A 17,530-nucleotide genomic window follows, 5' to 3' on the forward strand; every position below is an offset into this window, starting at 1 on the left:
AAGCCTGTCTTGTGTTGACAACATTTTCTGCTAACCCTGTGACCTGCAATACTGTTTTGCGGGTGATCGACAAGGAGACTTAACGTGTCTGAACTGTCTCAATTATCTCCACAGCCGCTGTGGGATATTTTTGCCAAAATCTGTTCTATTCCTCACCCGTCCTATCATGAAGAGCAACTCGCTGAATACATTGTTGGTTGGGCAAAAGAGAAAGGTTTCCATGTCGAACGCGATCAGGTAGGTAATATCCTGATTCGTAAACCTGCTACCGCAGGTATGGAAAATCGTAAACCGGTCGTCTTACAGGCCCACCTCGATATGGTGCCGCAGAAAAATAACGACACCGTGCATGACTTCACGAAAGATCCTATCCAGCCTTATATTGATGGCGAATGGGTTAAAGCGCGCGGCACCACGCTGGGTGCAGATAACGGCATTGGTATGGCGTCTGCGCTGGCGGTTCTGGCTGACGAAAACGTGGTTCACGGCCCGCTGGAAGTGCTGCTGACCATGACCGAAGAAGCCGGTATGGACGGTGCGTTCGGCTTACAGAGCAACTGGTTGCAGGCTGATATTCTGATTAACACCGACTCCGAAGAAGAAGGTGAAATCTACATGGGTTGTGCGGGGGGTATCGACTTCACCTCCAACCTGCATTTAGATCGTGAAGCGGTTCCAGCTGGTTTTGAAACCTTCAAGTTAACCTTAAAAGGTCTGAAAGGCGGTCACTCCGGCGGTGAAATCCACGTTGGCCTGGGTAATGCCAACAAACTACTGGTGCGCTTCCTGGCGGGTCATGCGGAAGAACTGGATCTGCGCCTTATCGATTTCAACGGCGGCACACTGCGTAACGCCATCCCGCGTGAAGCCTTTGCGACCATTGCTGTCGCAGCTGATAAAGTCGACGTCCTGAAATCTCTGGTGAATACCTATCAGGAGATCCTGAAAAACGAGCTGGCAGAGAAAGAGAAAAATCTGGCCTTGTTGCTGGACTCTGTAGCGAACGATAAAGCTGCCCTGATTGCGAAATCTCGCGATACCTTTATTCGTCTGCTGAACGCCACCCCGAACGGTGTGATCCGCAATTCCGACGTGGCAAAAGGTGTGGTCGAAACCTCCCTGAACGTCGGTGTGGTGACCATGACTGACAATAACGTAGAAATTCACTGCCTGATCCGTTCACTGATCGACAGCGGTAAAGACTACGTGGTGAGCATGCTGGATTCGCTGGGTAAACTAGCTGGCGCGAAAACCGAAGCGAAAGGCGCATATCCTGGCTGGCAGCCGGACGCTAATTCTCCGGTGATGCATCTGGTACGTGAAACCTATCAGCGTCTGTTCAACAAAACACCGAACATCCAGATTATCCACGCGGGCCTGGAATGTGGTCTGTTCAAAAAACCGTATCCGGAAATGGACATGGTTTCTATCGGGCCAACTATCACCGGTCCACACTCTCCGGATGAGCAAGTTCACATCGAAAGCGTAGGTCATTACTGGACACTGCTGACTGAACTGCTGAAAGAAATTCCGGCGAAGTAATTATTTGATTTGCTGCCGGATGGCGTTTAATCGCCTTCCGGCAGTTTCATCCTTCATTATCCTTCGATAAAAGCCATCCCTGTAAATGTCCGTCTCGGGTTGCCACGTTCAATCTGGTGATGGAACATTCGCCGCTGCGATTTCAGCACCGCGCTATTTTCCTGTTGCTGCTGCTCCAGCTTCCAGGCAATCAGCAATCGTGCCAGCCGCTTGTTAGCATGCTGACTACGCTCTGACTGAACCTTCACGCTAATACCGGATGCCAAATGCGTGGCGCGTACCGCCGAGTCGGTTTTATTGACATGTTGACCGCCCGGCCCCGACGAACGCAACGTCTCATAACGGATTGCATCCGATTGTTCCTGCTCATCAGCGGTAAAACGCCCAATGCCCAGAAACCAGTTTTTGCGCCCATGATGAGGCCGATACGGACTCGGACAAATCCACTGAATAGTGCCGCACCAGCTTTCGCTTAATGCCCATGCGTTATCGCCATCCAGAGAAACCAGAGCTGAACGCAGCGTGTCAGAGTAGCGGCCCGTTTCTGTTTCCAACACCGTTACCGCGACGTCTTGTCGGGCAGCTTCTTTAATTAGCCTGTCCAGCGCCTTTTTCACTGCGAGACAACATTCTTCCGGCCCCTGCGCTGAGGAGAGTTGTAGCAAGATCATCCTTTTTTCCCTCCACTGTTTTTGAGCGTTAGCACCGGACGCAGCCGCGCGACAGGAATAATTAAACCGGCCTGCACCAGACATTGCACCACGCTTTCAGCCGATTTATAGGCTTGTGGCGCTTCTTCAAAGATGAGTTGTTTATCGCGACAAATTACCCGACTGCCAAGTTCAGTACGCGAGAGTTGCGTCGCCGTGTATTTCGCTGCCAGACGCCCTTTACACTCGGTGCGCCCCCATTTACGCCCTGCCCCATGCGCCAGCGAGTGGAGCGTTTTTTCGTTCGCAACAGGCTGTACAATCCAGGAGTAATCACCACGTGAACCGGGAATAATCACCAGACCGTTGTCATCCGGCGTGGCACCTTTACGATGCAACCAGCCCTGTTGATCGCCGATTTGACACGCGCTAACAAAGTTATGCGCCACATCCAGAACCGGACTTCCCGTGGCCTTAACTTGTTGCATTATGCGCAAAGCGATCATCTGGCGATTAATACACGCAAACGCCAGCGCATCGTCATGTTCCGCAATATACCGTAGCGCGTCGTCACTGCCTTGAGGCAAACCATGATGCGAGAACGAGGCAATATGCCGCTGTAAAATAGACTGCCCCACCCCCCGCGAGCCGCTATGAACCAACAGTTGCAGATGTTGTGCATCCAGACCTGCCAGTGCAAACAGTTCAGCGTTGATGATTTGATCAACTTGTTGCAGTTCAGCGAAATGATTGCCGCCACCGATAGAGCCAAGCGAGCTGCGCCACGGATGCTGTGCAAATGCTGACGGCAGGTTTTCCTCCAGCCAGCTTTCTTCAGCAACGTCATCCAGATCTGATAATCGCTTTTCAAACTTATCGGCGTTGTATTTGCGAGTGAGAATATCTGTTTGCCATAGCGCCATACCGCAGCCGATATCATTGCCGACCAGTGCCGGATAAAAACGACCAACAGAGAAGAACGCTGCGCCAATCGGATAGCCGCGTCCGGGATGTAAATCTGGCATCCCCACTACGCGCTGCATGTTGGGTAAATTTGCCGTGGTGTGTAATTGTTGGATCGCTAAACTCTCGATCCACAGGTCATCAGATGCGATGGTAAATACCGCATCGGATAAGGGACGAATATAATTGCCCATATACCATTCCGTAAATAGACTCGTCATACTTCAAGTTGCATGTGTTGCGACTTGAATTATTGAGAGTAACAATTAAAAAATCAGGAAATGGCAGACGAATCCAGGGCAAGAAAAAAAGAATTAATCCTGGAAAGGTCTGCAAAGAGTCATTGATAAAGGATTTGTCATGATTTACCTCCTTGCAGTTTGTGGAATAAGAAAACGCGCACATACTAGGCTTGCGTTATTTTCATTGCAAGCTGGATTTAATGTTGCTGTTTATAACGCATATAAAAATTAATAAACCACTCTCCCCGACATTCAACGCGTTGCTGCTTAACTGTCTGAAAACCATAACGTTCAAAAAAGGGTTTTGCGGTTATGCTTGCGTCCACCGTAAGTTCGGATTCAGACTTAATCAAAGGTTTTAACAAAGCGCTGGCAACCCCACGGCGGGTGTATTCAGGGTCAACAAATAACATATCGATATAGTGTTCAACGCAGGTAATAAAGCCGACCAGTTTTGCATTAATGACTGCAACCCGCACTTGTGATTTCGCGAGTTTCTCCTTCCAGCGAGATTCGTCAATCTGCGCCCAGGCGGCAATTTGTTGTGGTGAATAATGCTGACTGGCAGTCATCGTAACCGCTCTAATGAAAATAGCGCATAGTTGCTGAAAATCGCCAGGCTGATAGTCTCTTATTTGTATGTTATTCATAATCCCAGCACCAGTTGTCTTTCCATTTGCGGGTCAAGCAACGTCACATGCAGCCCCACCAGTCGCACACCGCGCCCGCCGCGGCGTTCATCCCAGGTTTTACGCGCGGTGGCGATTAAGTCAGCTTTATTCAGCCGCGGCCAGACGTGCTCCTGAGTGGTTTGCTGAAAATCGTCGAACTTTAATTTCACCCCCTGGCGGGCAATCAGTAAATCAGGTTTTACCTTTGCCAGACGGCGTTCAAGTTCCGGATACAGCCGCTCGATAATCGCTTCACATTCAGACCAGTGGTGGATATCTTCCGCCATCGTGCGTTCCACGCCGACGGATTTTCGCAACCGTTCGCTGTTAACGTCGCGCTCGTCAATCCCCTGACTACGCTCCCACAAAATGCGGCCAAATTTGCCAAAGCGTTTAAGCAGCATCACCAGATCACACTTTTGTACATCACCGCAGGTCCGCAGCCCCATCGCTTCCAGTTTTGCCGCCGAGACTTTGCCGACGCCGGGGATTTTTGCCAGCGGTAAGGTTTGTAAAAATGCCGGAACTTCTGCCGGCGTAATCACAAACTGACCGTTGGGTTTATTCATGTCGGAGGCGATTTTGGCGAGAAACTTTACTGGTGCCACGCCCGCAGACGCCGTCAGTTGCAGCTCGCTGAAAATCGTCTGGCGGATTTCCTGGGCGATGAGGGTCGCAGAACCGTGGCAATGGACGCTATCGGTGACGTCGAGATAAGCCTCATCCAGTGACAACGGTTCAATACGCGAGGTGTAGCGCGAGAAGATTTCACGGATATGATTTGAGGCTTCTTTGTAGGCGTCAAAGCGCCCCGGAAGCAAGGTGAGATGCGGGCATAATTTGAGCGCCATCCCTGTCGGCATAGCGCTACGTACGCCAAATTTACGCGCGGGATAATTGGCGGTGCTGATCACCCCCCGACGTTCGCGGCTGCCGCCAATAGCAATAGGGATATCGCGCAGGGCGGGATTGTCGCGCATCTCCACCGCTGCGAAAAAGCAGTCCATATCCACATGAATGATTTTACGCATTACTCACCTCTCAACACTGGTAAAGTATACAGTGATTTCAGGGTTTGAGAAATGCGTAAAGATTCAGCATTTAACGCGTTCGCTGCGAAAGCACCTGCTGCTTATCCAGCTTTTGCACCAGCGGCTGCACCACTTTATCCCCATGCTGACCAAAGTATTGATACAGCGTATCGGACGCACTTTTGGTCAGCACCATAATCTCAATGCGCCGGTTGCCCGCGCTTTGCGGATTTTTGGAATCCAGCAGCATCTGGTCCGCCATTGCGCTTACCTGCATCACTTTATCTTCCGGCATTCCGGCCTCTTCCAGCACCCGACGAGCTGAAAGCGCGCGATCGCCCGAAAGGTTCCAGTTGTTGTAGATATTGTTTTTGTAGGCCATCGCATCGGTATGCCCGGTAATAATAATTTTGTTATCGAGCGAGTCGAAAACTGGCGCGAGCTCCACCAGCAGCCTTTTAAAGAACGGCATAATCTGCGCGCTGCCGCGTTCGAACATATTGCGATTCTGGTCGTCTTTAATCAGCACGCGTAATCCCTGCGGGACAATCTCCATCTCCAGATTCGCTTCCATATGCGCATCACGGGCAATGGTGTTGATACTGGTTGCCAGCTCGCCAAGCTCGGTGGCGGATTTCTTCTTCAGCAGCACCGTTTTCTCATTGACGTCACGCGCTTTTTTCTCCGTCTCTTCCGGCACCGCCACGGTGGCAGGTTTTGGCGGATGAGACGGGCTGATTTTATTTAACGGCGACAGCCCACCACCGTTAAAAATCGACTGCCCGTGCAGCGCGGCGATAATGCTTTCACGCTCGGATTTACTGACGCTGTTGACAATCAACTTTATTGTCGTCACCAAAGGGGCCGAGCGTATTTCCGAGGTTTCAGCCCGCTTTACCCTGGATGCGATGCCCGGTAAGCAGATGGCGATTGACGCCGATCTTAATGCCGGGTTGATCAATCAGGCGCAGGCACAAACCCGACGTAAAGATGTTGCCAGCGAGGCCGATTTCTACGGCGCGATGGACGGGGCATCGAAATTTGTGCGCGGGGATGCTATCGCCGGGATGATGATTCTGGCGATCAACCTGATCGGCGGCGTCTGTATCGGGATCTTCAAATACAACCTGAGCGCCGACGCCGCCTTCCAGCAGTATGTGCTGATGACCATCGGCGACGGGCTGGTGGCGCAAATCCCTTCCCTGCTACTCTCCACCGCGGCGGCGATTATCGTCACCCGCGTCAGCGACAACGGCGATATCGCCCATGACGTGCGTAACCAGTTGCTGGCAAGCCCGTCGGTGCTCTACACCGCTACCGGAATTATGTTCGTACTGGCGGTAGTGCCGGGAATGCCACATCTGCCGTTTTTGCTGTTCAGCGCCCTGCTTGGCTTTACCGGCTGGCGGATGAGCAAACGCCCGCAGGCGGCGGAAGCGGAAGAGAAAAGTCTCGAAACGCTGACCCGCACCATCACCGAAACCAGCGAGCAACAGGTCAGTTGGGAAACCATTCCGCTGATCGAGCCCATCAGCTTAAGCCTCGGCTACAAGCTGGTGGCGCTGGTGGATAAAGCGCAGGGCAACCCGCTCACCCAGCGGATTCGCGGCGTGCGGCAGGTGATATCCGACGGTAACGGCGTGCTGCTGCCGGAGATCCGTATTCGGGAAAACTTCCGCCTCAAGCCCAGCCAGTACGCTATTTTCATCAACGGCATTAAGGCTGATGAAGCGGATATTCCGGCGGATAAACTGATGGCCCTACCCTCCAGCGAAACCTACGGCGAAATTGACGGCGTGCTGGGGAACGACCCGGCGTACGGGATGCCGGTGACCTGGATCCAGCCCGCGCAGAAAGCGAAGGCGCTGAATATGGGGTATCAGGTGATCGACAGCGCCAGCGTGATTGCCACGCATGTGAATAAGATTGTGCGTAGCTATATTCCTGATTTATTTAACTATGACGATATTACGCAGTTGCATAACCGTTTGTCGTCGATGGCACCGCGCCTGGCGGAAGATTTAAGCGCGGCGCTGAATTACAGCCAGTTGCTGAAAGTGTACCGCGCGCTGCTGACCGAAGGCGTTTCCCTGCGCGATATCGTCACCATTGCCACCGTGCTGGTCGCCAGTAGCGCGGTGACCAAAGATCATATTCTGCTGGCAGCTGATGTGCGCCTGGCGCTGCGGCGCAGCATTACCCATCCGTTCGTTCGCAAGCAGGAGCTGACGGTGTATACCCTGAATAATGAGCTGGAAAATCTGCTGACCAACGTGGTGAATCAGGCGCAACAGGGCGGGAAAGTGATGCTCGACAGCGTGCCGGTCGATCCGAATATGCTCAACCAGTTCCAGAGTACGATGCCGCAGGTGAAGGAGCAGATGAAAGCGGCGGGGAAAGACCCGGTGCTGCTGGTGCCGCCGCAGTTGCGCCCTTTGCTGGCACGCTATGCGAGGTTGTTTGCGCCGGGGCTGCATGTGCTGTCGTATAATGAAGTGCCGGATGAGCTGGAGTTGAAGATTATGGGAGCGTTGAGTTGATGAGGATTCTTTTCCATGCTTTGCATGCATCTGACACCATTGATTGACGTCACATTGCAAACATACTACGATGACACCATACAATGACGTCATGGATTGATAGTATGATTAAGGTCAGCGCGCTAGGCTCCCGCCATAGAAAAACATTCGACGATGTAATGACGGAGCCGCCAAAATCTGGAATTAAATGGGATGATGTTGTTGCGCTCATTAAAGCGGTGGGTGGAACAATAAAAAATAACAATGGGTCCAGAAGGAAATTTCAGATTGGAACGACCAAATTCAGTACACATGAGCCACATCCAAAGAATGTGATGGATAAAGGTGCAGTAGCAGGTCTTAAGGAGTGGTTTGTTAACTGTGTAGGGGTAGATTATGAATAAAGCATCGAACATTATCACAATTAAAGGTCAACCAGCCGCAGTGACATTTGAAGCCGATATCAACGCATTTCGCGGCAAGTTCCTCAATGTAAACGGTTATTGTGACTTTGTAGCCACAAGCATTGAGGCATTATATCGTGAGGGCGAAAGCGCGCTGGATGAGTGGATGGCGGATTGTGAAGAGGACGGTATTGCCCCTTTTCGTGAAGAAGAAGAGCAAAAACGCCTGACGCTTCGTGTTCCTCATCACATTGATTCGCGGCTGACCATCGTCGCCAGACAACATTCCATTTCAAAAAACCAGCTCATTGTTGATGTCTTAGAACGTGAGTTTTCAGCCCATATGTAAACAAGTCGGATGCCGCGTGGCATCCGGCCTTTTGCCAGTTCGTCAATATTACCCATTTACAAAATCGTCTCTTCCGTCAAAATCCTGCGCGCGCCCAAAAAATGGTCCTGCCAGAAAGGTTCGGCTAACCGGCTTACCCGAATGGTTTCCCCGGTGCGCGGCGACTCGATAAACTGGCCATCGCCCAGATACACCCCCATATGATCGGCAATCTCGCGGCTGTGGATATGGAAAAACAGCAAATCTCCCCGGCGCAGGTCGTTATTCGCCACAATCGTTGCCCGATGGTAGTGATACATCTCGTTGGCCGTGCGTGGGAGCTTCGCCTCAAGGATCTTGTTGTAGGCATAGAAAACCAACCCGCTACAGTCGAAGCCTTGATCGGGCCGCGTGCCGCCCCATACGTAAGGCTTGCCAAGCTGTTGCTCCAGACGGTGAATCGCTACTTCGGTGATGTTATGCAGATGGTCGCTGCTTAAGAAATGGTTGTTTTCCGCCAGCGCCTGCCAGCGTCTGTCACTCGCCTTGAGCGGCGCAGGAAACCATTCTGGATGCTGTTTTATCTGTTCGCGGTTGTGCTGGCGTAGCGCCCTTCTGCTTTCGGCATTGCCTTCCACAATATAGCTGGCCTGTTTTTTCAGATGGGTTTGGTACTGTTTTAATAAACGCGCACGATTTTGCATCCGCTGGCGGGCGGCGTAGCTGAAAGTGATATGTGATGTGGTGGCGCTGGCAAATGAAGAAAACGGCAAGCAAAGCAACAGTAATCCCGACAACACAAAAGAGGGAATCGACGGCAAGGACATACTCAATAATGGCTGATCATGCATTGATGTTGCAGTGTATCCCGGCCCGTACCTGAACAAACTTAATAAACCATTATTATAAAATTAATAAATATATTTCAGTTAATTATGTAAAAACATCCGTTTATTAAATTACTCATGGATTGTCGCTGTTGCTCATTTGAGCTACAATTCAAGCTGAATAAATATACAGCACAGGAGATACCCCAATGGCTGCTAACGCATTTGTTCGCGCCCGAATCGATGAAGATCTGAAGAATCAGGCGGCGGACGTACTGGCCGGGATGGGGCTGACCATCTCTGACCTGGTTCGCATAACCCTCACAAAGGTCGCGCGTGAAAAGGCATTGCCGTTTGATTTACGCGAGCCTAATCAATTAACCATTCAATCAATCAAAAACAGCGAAGCTGGCGTTGATGTTCATAAGGCCAAAGACGCCGATGATTTATTTGATAAATTAGGAATTTAAATATGATTCAAAGGGATATTGAATACTCGGGACAATTTTCAAAGGATGTAAAACTTGCACAAAAGCGTCATAAGGATATGAATAAATTGAAATATCTTATGACGCTTCTTATCAATAATGCTTTACCGCTTCCAGCTGTTTATAAAGACCACCCGCTGCAAGGTTCATGGAAAGGTTATCGCGATGCTCATGTCGAACCGGACTGGATCCTGATTTACAAACTTACCGATAAACTTTTACGATTTGAGAGAACTGGAACTCACGCGGCGCTCTTTGGGTAAAGCACGCTGCCGATGAAATTTGTAAACCCTGCGCCGACAGGCTTGCGTAAAACTCTTTTGGTGATAATGTGAGCCTTCCAAATCCAGACTATTCCGATTTGGGATCTATTTTGCCGTCCTGGCGTGTGTAACCGTTTTATCAAGGAATAAGCAGTATGCGTAAAATCGCATTAATTCTTGCGATGTTGTTGATCCCGTGCGTTTCGTTTGCCGGTTTGCTGGGCAGCAGTAGCTCGACCACGCCAGTGAGCAAAGAGTATAAGCAGCAGTTGATGGGATCCCCTGTCTACATCCAGATCTTCAAGGAAGAACGTACGCTCGATCTCTACGTCAAAATGGGCGAGCAATATCAGCTGCTCGACAGTTATAAAATCTGTAAATATTCCGGCGGCTTAGGGCCAAAACAGCGTCAGGGCGATTTCAAAAGCCCGGAAGGGTTTTATAGCGTCCAGCGTAATCAGTTAAAACCAGACAGCCGTTACTACAAAGCGATTAATATTGGTTTCCCCAATGCCTATGACCGTGCGCATGGTTATGAAGGGAAATACCTGATGATCCACGGCGATTGTGTTTCCATCGGCTGCTACGCAATGACCAATCAGGGTATTGATGAGATCTTCCAGTTCGTTACTGGTGCGCTGGTGTTTGGTCAGCCGAGCGTGCAGGTGAGTATTTACCCGTTCCGCATGACCGACGCCAATATGAAGCGCCATAAATATTCCAACTTTAAGGACTTCTGGGAGCAACTGAAGCCGGGTTACGACTACTTTGAGCAAACCCGTAAGCCACCGACCGTTTCTGTGGTCAATGGTCGTTACGTGGTCAGCAAGCCGTTAAGCCACGAAGTTGTGCAGCCACAACTGGCATCAAACTACACGCTCCCCGAGGCAAAATAAGCGCCATTCGCCTGGCATAATCTTTTGCCAGGTTTCATTGCCCGTCAGCGGCTGTGTTGCAATCACCGTGACCACATCATTCGGTGTGGTCTGCGAGCTGAAGTCGATTTCCACATCCTGATCCAGCAGCGTTGCCACGCCAAACGGCGCGCGGCGGGTGATCCAGTGTAAATTAGTCGAGCAATACGCCATCACATAGCGCCCGTCAGAAAGCAGCATGTTGAAAACGCCCTTCTGCCGCAGTTCATCCGCCAGTGAGGCGATATATTTAAACACTGCCGCCATGTTGCCCGGTGTGCGCGGGTAACGCTGCGTTAATTTATGCAGGAGCCAGCAGAAGGCTTTTTCGCTATCGGTTTCACCGACCGGGCGGAAGTTGCCGGTTTCCAGTGATTTGTAGCCCGTCAGTTGTCCGTTATGGGCATAAGTCCAGTTACGCCCCCATAACTCGCGGGTAAATGGGTGAGTATTTTCCAGCGCCACCTCGCCCCGATTAGCCTGGCGAATATGAGCCACCACCGAACAGGATTTTATCGGGTAGTCCTGGACAAGTTTGGCGATGGGGGAATTAAAGCTGGGTTGTGGATCTTTAAATGTGCGACAGCCTTTACCTTCGTAAAAGGTAATGCCCCAGCCATCTTTATGTGGCCCGGTTCCACCACCACGCTGTACAAGTCCGGTGAAACTAAAGCAGATATCGGTAGGGACGTTGGCGCTCATCCCGAGCAATTCGCACATGGGTAACCTCCACAACAGCGGGAGCGAATGGCCCCCGGCGAAGATTGATTTAAGAATTTTCAGGTCGGATGCGGCGTAAACGAATTATTCGGCCTACGGTTCGGGTACAGATTTGTAGGCATGATAAGACGCGTCAGCATCGCATCAGGCATCAGCGCACAAGTGCCGGATGCGGCGTAAACGCCTTATCCAGCCTACGCCAGACTTACTTAACCATCTCTTTTTCAATTAACTGGATCAGGATATGGATCACTTTAATGTGAATCTCCTGAATGCGGTCGGCATAACCAAAGTGCGGTACGCGAATTTCGATATCCGCCGTGCCAGCCATTTTGCCGCCGTCTTTACCGGTCAGGGTGATCACTTTCATCCCCTTCTCACGCGCCGCTGCGATCGCTTTGATCACGTTTGCAGAGTTACCGGAGGTGGAGATCCCCAGCAGTACATCGCCTTCGCGACCTACCGCTTCAACGTAGCGGGAGAAAATATCATTGAAACCGAAATCATTACCGACGCAGGAAATATGACTAACGTCAGAAATAGCAATCGCCGGGTAGCCCGGACGGTTTTCACGGTAGCGACCGGTCAACTCTTCGGCAAAGTGCATAGCGTCGCAATGGGAACCTCCGTTGCCGCAGGAAAGCACTTTGCCACCGGCTTTAAAGCTGTCTGCTAACAGGACCGCCGCGCGCTGAATGGCGTGAATATTGGCGTCATCTTTTAAAAAGTTAGCCAGCGTTTCCGCCGCTTCGTTCAGTTCGTTACGAATAAGATCCTGGTACATGAGGATATCCTTCAGCATAAATGTAATAGACAAAATGCAGTGTACCGGATACCGCCAAAAGCGAGAAGTACGGGCAGGTGCTATGACCAGGACTTTTTGACCTGAAGTGCGGATAAAAACAGCAACAATGTGAGCTTTGTTGTAATTATATTGTAAACACATTGCTAAATGTTTTTACATCCACTACAACCATATCATCACAAGTGGTCAGACCTCCTACAAGTAAGGGGCTTTTCGTTATGATGATTTTGAGTATTCTCGCTACGGTTGTCCTGCTCGGCGCGTTGTTCTATCACCGCGTGAGCTTATTTATCAGCAGTCTGATTTTGCTCGCCTGGACAGCCGCCCTCGGCGTTGCTGGTCTGTGGTCGGCGTGGGTACTGGTGCCTCTGGCCATTATCCTCGTGCCATTTAACTTTGCGCCTATGCGTAAGTCGATGATTTCCGCGCCGGTATTTCGCGGTTTCCGTAAGGTGATGCCGCCGATGTCGCGCACTGAGAAAGAAGCGATTGATGCGGGCACCACCTGGTGGGAGGGCGACTTGTTCCAGGGCAAGCCGGACTGGAAAAAGCTGCATAACTATCCGCAGCCGCGCCTGACCGCCGAAGAGCAAGCGTTTCTCGACGGCCCGGTAGAAGAAGCCTGCCGGATGGCGAATGATTTCCAGATTACTCATGAGCTGGCGGATCTGCCGCCGGAGTTGTGGGCGTACCTTAAAGAGCATCGCTTCTTCGCGATGATTATCAAAAAAGAGTACGGCGGACTGGAGTTCTCAGCTTATGCCCAGTCTCGCGTGCTGCAAAAACTCTCCGGCGTGAGCGGGATCCTGGCGATTACCGTCGGCGTGCCGAACTCATTAGGCCCGGGCGAGCTGCTGCAACATTACGGCACTGACGAGCAGAAAGATCACTATCTGCCGCGTCTGGCGCGTGGTCAGGAGATCCCTTGCTTTGCACTGACAAGCCCGGAAGCGGGTTCCGATGCGGGCGCGATTCCGGACACCGGGATTGTCTGCATGGGCGAATGGCAGGGCCAGCAGGTGCTGGGGATGCGTCTGACCTGGAACAAACGCTATATTACGCTGGCACCGATTGCGACTGTGCTTGGGCTGGCGTTTAAACTCTCCGACCCGGAAAAGCTGCTGGGTGGCGCAGAAGATTTAGGTATTACCTGTGCGCTGATCCCGACCACCACGCCGGGCGTGGAAATTGGTCGTCGCCACTTCCCGCTGAACGTACCGTTCCAGAACGGACCGACGCGCGGTAAAGATGTCTTCGTACCGATCGATTACATCATCGGGGGGCCGAAAATGGCCGGGCAAGGCTGGCGGATGCTGGTGGAGTGCCTCTCGGTAGGCCGCGGCATCACCCTGCCTTCCAACTCAACCGGCGGCGTGAAATCGGTAGCGCTGGCAACGGGCGCGTATGCTCACATTCGCCGTCAGTTCAAAATCTCTATCGGTAAGATGGAAGGGATTGAAGAGCCGCTGGCGCGTATTGCCGGTAATGCCTACGTGATGGATGCTGCGGCATCGCTGATTACCTACGGCATTATGCTCGGCGAAAAACCTGCCGTGCTGTCGGCTATCGTTAAGTATCACTGTACCCACCGCGGGCAGCAGTCGATTATTGATGCGATGGATATCACTGGTGGCAAAGGCATTATGCTCGGGCAGAGCAACTTCCTGGCGCGTGCTTACCAGGGCGCACCGATTGCCATCACCGTTGAAGGGGCCAACATTCTGACCCGCAGCATGATGATCTTCGGACAAGGAGCGATTCGTTGCCATCCGTACGTGCTGGAAGAGATGGAAGCAGCGAAGAACAATGACGTCAACGCGTTCGATAAACTGTTGTTCAAACATATCGGTCACGTCGGTAGCAACAAAGTTCGCAGCTTCTGGCTGGGCCTGACGCGCGGTTTAACCAGCAGCACGCCAACCGGCGATGCCACTAAACGCTACTATCAGCACCTGAACCGCCTGAGCGCCAACCTCGCCCTGCTTTCTGATGTCTCGATGGCTGTGCTGGGCGGCAGCCTGAAACGTCGTGAGCGCATCTCGGCACGTCTGGGGGATATTTTAAGCCAGCTTTACCTCGCCTCTGCCGTTCTGAAGCGTTATGACGACGAAGGCCGTAATGAAGCCGACCTGCCGCTGGTGCACTGGGGCGTACAAGATGCGCTGTATCAGGCTGAACAGGCGATGGATGATTTACTGCAAAACTTCCCGAACCGCGTGGTTGCCGGGCTGCTGAATGTGGTGATCTTCCCGACCGGACGTCATTATCTGGCACCTTCTGACAAGCTGGATCATAAAGTGGCGAAGATTTTACAAGTGCCGAACGCCACCCGTTCCCGCATTGGTCGCGGTCAGTACCTGACGCCGAGCGAGCATAATCCGGTTGGCTTGCTGGAAGAGGCGCTGGTGGATGTGATTGCCGCCGACCCAATTCATCAGCGGATCTGTAAAGAGCTGGGTAAAAACCTGCCGTTTACCCGTCTGGATGAACTGGCGCACAACGCGCTGGCGAAGGGGCTGATTGATAAAGATGAAGCCGCTATTCTGGTGAAAGCTGAAGAAAGCCGTCTGCGCAGTATTAACGTTGATGACTTTGATCCGGAAGAGCTGGCGACGAAGCCGGTAAAGTTGCCGGAGAAAGTGCGGAAAGTTGAAGCCGCGTAATTGAATAACGGAGCCGAAAGGCTCCGTTTCTTTATCCGCTAATTATTTAAAATTAAAGCCATCCGGATGGTTTTCCAGGCTGCCGGTCAACGCCGCGAACAGCACCGTTTTACCATCAATCGAAAGCGCATCGTTCACATTCAGCCAGGTGAGTTTCTCTTGCGACGTTTTCTCATCAATAGTCGAGAACAGCCCCGTCATCTGATTAGATTTCTCGGACCACATCACAGCGATACGTTGCGAGCCACAGTCATGCGGTTTGCACGCGCTCATCACCTGATACGTCTCATCTCCCAACGTTACGGTTTGTGCGGGAGTATAAGTACCGCCTTTCATCACCCAGGCAGGCAGCTTATGCCCTTGTACCATCTGATTAAATGCAGCTTTGGTGGTTTCGCCCTTTGCAAGGCTGCTAATGGTTAAATCATCCTGCGCCATTGCACTGGTGGCGATGACCAGAGCGGCGACTGTCGTTATTGCCTTAAACATCATTCCTCCCGAGCTTATCCTGCCCATGTTATTAACCTTCTAAAGCCTGGCGATAACACGATAATTTGCAAATCAGATATTTCCAATATCAGCATTTGTTATCAATTTATTCTGCGCTAAGGCAACTGCCTGATAAGGTGTTAAAGTTATAAAACCCTTCGCATAAAGGAGTTGTACACCGTGCCTGGTTTGAAGATTACGCTTTTGCAGCAACCACTGGTGTGGATGGATGGCCCTGCCAACCTGCGTCATTTTGATCGTCAACTGGAAGGTATTACCGGGCGCGATGTGATCGTTCTACCGGAGATGTTTACCAGCGGCTTTGCCATGGAAGCGGCAGCTTCGTCGCTAGCACAAGATGACGTAGTGAACTGGATGACAGCTAAGGCGCAGCAGTGCAATGCGCTGATTGCAGGCAGTGTTGCATTACAAACGGAGTCTGGTTCGGTTAACCGCTTTTTGCTGGTTGAGCCGGGCGGCACGGTACATTTTTATGATAAGCGTCATCTGTTCCGCATGGCAGATGAGCATCTACATTATAAAGCGGGCAATGCGCGAGTGATTGTGGAATGGCGCGGCTGGCGTATTTTGCCGCTGGTGTGCTACGACTTACGTTTTCCTGTGTGGTCGCGCAATCTCAACGATTATGACCTCGCCCTGTACGTCGCCAACTGGCCTGCTCCGCGCTCTCTGCACTGGCAGGCATTGCTGACGGCCCGCGCGATTGAGAATCAGGCGTATGTGGCGGGATGCAATCGCGTCGGCAGCGATGGCAACGGCTGCCATTATCGCGGTGACAGCCGGGTGATTAATCCACAAGGCGAGATTATCGCTACTGCCGACGCGCATCAGGCAACGCGCATTGATGCCGAGCTGTCGATGGCGGTGTTAAGGGAATATCGCGATAAGTTTCCGGCATGGCGGGATGCGGATGAGTTTAGGTTGCGGTGAGTGGGGGTTGTGTTTAAGGCTGGGGGAGAGTCGGGGTAAGACTACGAAAGCCCGCTCTCCGCAAGGACTGACGCCAGATAGTTTCTGTCCATAGCTGCATTTCGCATCTTACGTCTTAACCCTGCCTTGAATACCTTATCATTCGTCAAAATATTAATAGCGATGTGCCGTATCCCTGAAAATAATTCTGCTGCATTTCCTCTTCTTATTTTGCAGTCGTCTTCATTCATTACCACGTCCAGACGCCAGTGCAGCTTATTCTCCACGTGCCAGTGGTTTCGGATTGCTGTGGCGAACTTCTCTGCGGTTAAATCAGCAGAACTGATATAATATCTGACCGTCATTTCTGGCTCTTTCTTTTGTTCTGCTATTATGGACCGAAAGGAGACTGCCACGCATAATTTCTTCAGCCCTTTCCATTCAAACGTGAAATCAATAAGTTCATCAGGGACATCGCAAACAATATGAAGACGGATTTCTTCTCTGCCGTGACTCTTTTCACTGATTGCGTAACTGTCATGCTCTGGATTATTTAATTCTTTCAGCGGAAATTTTTCCTCAAAGGCTTTATTAAGCCGCCCCTGGTTTCCTTTTACCGCGAATAAATAATCACCGCCCTGTTTTTGTATCTTCTCTGCAATATCTTTCTGGCATCCCATCGCATCAGTTGTGATAATTTTTCCTTTAATATCCAGCATGTTAAGAAGTTCTGGGATAGCTGTAATCTCATTAGATTTCTCATCCGTCCTGATCTGTCCGATGACCAGACTGTGCATTGTTGAGAACGCACTAATGACATGAATCGCTCCCCTGCGGCGACTCTTGTCATAAGAGTGCCGGAGCGTTTTTCCATCAATTGCGATGACGTCTTTATCATCTGAAGAATGGCAGTCACGCATCCAGTTAATAAAGCACTCATGAAATTTTGCAGGACTGATACAGGATACAACTCTGGCAATAGTATCGTGAACAGGAATACCATTTTCAAAATCACCATATTGCTTCAAGAAATCGAGATGTGTTTCCCCGAAATCCTCTATATCTTCCCAACTTTCTGCAC

The 17,530-nt window shown here is 51.2% G+C and carries 18 protein-coding genes and 1 pseudogene; 9 read left to right on the plus strand and 10 right to left on the minus strand.

Annotation, left to right across the window (positions count from 1 at the left end):
- The first annotated feature begins 84 nt into the window (after nt 1-84).
- A complete protein-coding gene (gene pepD / locus ACJHXA_RS20530; RefSeq protein WP_001293016.1) occupies nt 85-1,542 on the plus strand; it encodes a cytosol nonspecific dipeptidase in 1,458 nt (485 codons plus the stop codon).
- A gap of 56 nt (nt 1,543-1,598) precedes the next feature.
- Here pepD and prfH read toward each other — a convergent pair whose 3' ends face one another.
- The 5 genes from prfH to lafU all read right to left on the minus strand — a co-directional run bounded on the left by prfH (nt 1,599) and on the right by lafU (nt 5,955).
- The gene (gene prfH, locus ACJHXA_RS20535) at nt 1,599-2,213 is read right to left on the minus strand and encodes a peptide chain release factor H (protein ID WP_000602112.1); all 615 of its coding nucleotides are present in this window, start codon (nt 2,211-2,213) and stop codon (nt 1,599-1,601) included.
- A complete protein-coding gene (locus ACJHXA_RS20540) occupies nt 2,210-3,349 on the minus strand; it encodes an RNA ligase RtcB family protein (RefSeq protein WP_000528869.1) in 1,140 nt (379 codons plus the stop codon). The genes prfH and ACJHXA_RS20540 overlap by 4 nt, the downstream gene beginning before the upstream one ends.
- 245 nt (nt 3,350-3,594) lie before the next feature.
- Nucleotides 3,595-4,047, minus strand: coding sequence for a GNAT family N-acetyltransferase (locus tag ACJHXA_RS20545; RefSeq protein ID WP_001059855.1), 453 nt, complete (start codon nt 4,045-4,047; stop codon nt 3,595-3,597).
- A complete protein-coding gene (gene dinB / locus ACJHXA_RS20550; RefSeq protein WP_001226183.1) occupies nt 4,044-5,099 on the minus strand; it encodes a DNA polymerase IV in 1,056 nt (351 codons plus the stop codon). The genes ACJHXA_RS20545 and dinB overlap by 4 nt, the downstream gene beginning before the upstream one ends.
- Nucleotides 5,100-5,169: 70 nt before the next feature.
- Nucleotides 5,170-5,955, minus strand: a complete 786-nt coding sequence (gene lafU / locus ACJHXA_RS20555) for a putative lateral flagellar export/assembly protein LafU (protein WP_000207575.1) — start codon at nt 5,953-5,955, stop codon at nt 5,170-5,172.
- Between lafU and ACJHXA_RS20560 the strand changes: the two are divergent.
- The 3 genes and pseudogenes from ACJHXA_RS20560 to ACJHXA_RS20570 form a co-directional block, all read left to right on the plus strand.
- Nucleotides 5,921-7,639: pseudogene (locus tag ACJHXA_RS20560) on the plus strand (flagellar biosynthesis protein FlhA); the annotation flags it as partial. The gene lafU and the pseudogene ACJHXA_RS20560 overlap by 35 nt on opposite strands.
- A gap of 104 nt (nt 7,640-7,743) precedes the next feature.
- The gene (locus ACJHXA_RS20565) at nt 7,744-8,022 is read left to right on the plus strand and encodes a type II toxin-antitoxin system HicA family toxin (protein WP_000598760.1); all 279 of its coding nucleotides are present in this window, start codon (nt 7,744-7,746) and stop codon (nt 8,020-8,022) included.
- Nucleotides 8,015-8,371, plus strand: coding sequence for a type II toxin-antitoxin system HicB family antitoxin (locus tag ACJHXA_RS20570; RefSeq protein ID WP_001030483.1), 357 nt, complete (start codon nt 8,015-8,017; stop codon nt 8,369-8,371). Before ACJHXA_RS20565 ends, ACJHXA_RS20570 begins: the two co-directional genes overlap by 8 nt.
- Nucleotides 8,372-8,427: 56 nt before the next feature.
- Here ACJHXA_RS20570 and ACJHXA_RS20575 read toward each other — a convergent pair whose 3' ends face one another.
- Nucleotides 8,428-9,201, minus strand: coding sequence for a C40 family peptidase (locus ACJHXA_RS20575; RefSeq protein ID WP_000543895.1), 774 nt, complete (start codon nt 9,199-9,201; stop codon nt 8,428-8,430).
- A 185-nt stretch (nt 9,202-9,386) separates the two neighbouring features.
- Here ACJHXA_RS20575 and dinJ point away from each other — a divergent pair, with 185 nt between their 5' ends.
- The 3 genes from dinJ to dpaA all read left to right on the plus strand — a co-directional run bounded on the left by dinJ (nt 9,387) and on the right by dpaA (nt 10,824).
- Nucleotides 9,387-9,647, plus strand: coding sequence for a type II toxin-antitoxin system antitoxin DinJ (gene dinJ / locus ACJHXA_RS20580; RefSeq protein ID WP_000729704.1), 261 nt, complete (start codon nt 9,387-9,389; stop codon nt 9,645-9,647).
- Between the two features lie 2 nt (nt 9,648-9,649).
- On the plus strand, nt 9,650-9,928 hold the full coding sequence (gene yafQ / locus ACJHXA_RS20585; RefSeq protein WP_000615976.1) for a type II toxin-antitoxin system mRNA interferase toxin YafQ: 279 nt from the start codon (nt 9,650-9,652) through the stop codon (nt 9,926-9,928).
- A 155-nt stretch (nt 9,929-10,083) separates the two neighbouring features.
- Nucleotides 10,084-10,824 carry a peptidoglycan meso-diaminopimelic acid protein amidase gene (gene dpaA, locus ACJHXA_RS20590; RefSeq protein ID WP_001225679.1) on the plus strand — a complete coding sequence of 247 codons (741 nt, stop codon included), beginning with the start codon at nt 10,084-10,086 and terminating at the stop codon, nt 10,822-10,824.
- Here the strand turns inward: dpaA and ACJHXA_RS20595 are convergent.
- A complete protein-coding gene (locus tag ACJHXA_RS20595; RefSeq protein ID WP_000333380.1) occupies nt 10,795-11,562 on the minus strand; it encodes a class II glutamine amidotransferase in 768 nt (255 codons plus the stop codon). The genes dpaA and ACJHXA_RS20595 overlap by 30 nt on opposite strands.
- Before the next feature lie 205 nt (nt 11,563-11,767).
- Complete coding sequence (gene lpcA, locus ACJHXA_RS20600; RefSeq protein ID WP_000284050.1) at nt 11,768-12,346, minus strand: D-sedoheptulose 7-phosphate isomerase; 579 nt, start codon at nt 12,344-12,346, stop codon at nt 11,768-11,770.
- A 239-nt stretch (nt 12,347-12,585) separates the two neighbouring features.
- On the opposite strand from lpcA, the gene fadE reads away from it, so the two are divergent.
- Nucleotides 12,586-15,030 (plus strand): acyl-CoA dehydrogenase FadE, encoded by a 2,445-nt coding sequence (gene fadE, locus ACJHXA_RS20605; protein WP_000973081.1) that lies wholly within the window; start codon nt 12,586-12,588, stop codon nt 15,028-15,030.
- A 42-nt stretch (nt 15,031-15,072) separates the two neighbouring features.
- On the opposite strand, the gene ivy is transcribed toward fadE, so the two are convergent.
- Nucleotides 15,073-15,519 carry an Ivy family C-type lysozyme inhibitor gene (ivy, locus tag ACJHXA_RS20610; protein ID WP_001308392.1) on the minus strand — a complete coding sequence of 149 codons (447 nt, stop codon included), beginning with the start codon at nt 15,517-15,519 and terminating at the stop codon, nt 15,073-15,075.
- 180 nt (nt 15,520-15,699) lie between these two features.
- Here ivy and yafV point away from each other — a divergent pair, with 180 nt between their 5' ends.
- Nucleotides 15,700-16,470 carry a 2-oxoglutaramate amidase gene (gene yafV / locus ACJHXA_RS20615; RefSeq protein ID WP_001118038.1) on the plus strand — a complete coding sequence of 257 codons (771 nt, stop codon included), beginning with the start codon at nt 15,700-15,702 and terminating at the stop codon, nt 16,468-16,470.
- 41 nt (nt 16,471-16,511) lie between these two features.
- Here yafV and ACJHXA_RS20620 read toward each other — a convergent pair.
- The coding region (locus ACJHXA_RS20620) for an ISAs1-like element ISEc1 family transposase (RefSeq protein ID WP_106104926.1) at nt 16,512-17,530 on the minus strand (1,019 nt) is incomplete at its 5' end.

This window comes from Escherichia sp. WS33 (genome assembly GCF_046486385.1).
Taxonomy (GTDB): Bacteria; Pseudomonadota; Gammaproteobacteria; order Enterobacterales; family Enterobacteriaceae; genus ECMA0423.